The 1,002-nt window shown below is 64.0% G+C and carries 1 protein-coding gene; it reads left to right on the top strand.

The window, feature by feature from the left end; genetic code table 11:
- Nucleotides 1-1,002, top strand: a 1,002-nt coding sequence (gene ispG, locus ACGFSA_RS35270) for a flavodoxin-dependent (E)-4-hydroxy-3-methylbut-2-enyl-diphosphate synthase (RefSeq protein ID WP_393310289.1), incomplete at both ends; no start/stop codon positions are given.

Genomic DNA, 1,002 nt, shown 5'->3' with positions numbered 1-1,002 from the left:
GATGCGCCGGTGTCGGTGCAGTCGATGACCACGACCCGTACGTCGGACGTCGGTGCGACGTTGCAGCAGATCGCGGAATTGACGGCGTCGGGCTGTCAGATCGTGCGGGTGGCGTGTCCGACGCAGGATGATGCGGATGCGTTGGCGACGATCGCCAGGAAGTCGCAGATTCCGGTGATCGCGGATATTCACTTCCAGCCGAAGTATGTGTTCGCGGCGATTGATGCGGGCTGTGCGGCGGTGCGGGTGAATCCGGGGAACATCAAGCAGTTCGACGACAAGGTCAAGGAGATCGCGCGGGCCGCGAAGGATGCGGGGACGCCGATCCGGATCGGTGTGAACGCGGGTTCGCTGGATGCGCGGCTGCTGAAGAAGTACGGGAAGGCGACTCCTGAGGCGTTGGTGGAGTCGGCGTTGTGGGAGGCGTCGCTCTTCGAGGAGCACGGTTTCCGGGACATCAAGATCTCGGTGAAGCACAACGATCCGGTGGTGATGGTCAATGCGTACCGTCAGCTGGCGGCTCAGTGTGATTACCCGTTGCACCTGGGGGTGACGGAGGCGGGTCCGGCGTTCCAGGGAACGATCAAGTCGGCGGTGGCGTTCGGTGCGTTGCTGAGTGAGGGCATCGGGGACACGATCCGGGTGTCGTTGTCGGCGCCGCCGGCCGAGGAGGTCAAGGTCGGCATCCAGATCCTGGAGTCGTTGAATCTGCGGCAGCGGCGGCTGGAGATCGTGTCCTGTCCGTCGTGCGGGCGGGCGCAGGTGGATGTGTACAAGCTGGCGGATCAGGTGTCGGCGGGTCTTGAGGGCATGGAGGTGCCGTTGCGGGTTGCCGTGATGGGCTGTGTCGTCAATGGTCCGGGTGAGGCCCGTGAGGCGGATCTGGGTGTGGCGTCCGGGAACGGCAAGGGGCAGATCTTCGTCAAGGGCGAGGTCATCAAGACGGTTCCCGAGTCGAAGATCGTCGAGACGCTCATCGAAGAAGCCCTGAAGATCGCCGAG

Origin of the sequence: Streptomyces sp. NPDC048496, from assembly GCF_043200055.1 — a bacterium.
Lineage (GTDB): Bacteria > Actinomycetota > Actinomycetes > Streptomycetales > Streptomycetaceae > Streptomyces.
The sequence above is the reverse complement of the archived record's forward strand: the minus strand, read 5'-3'. Positions and strand labels throughout refer to the sequence as shown.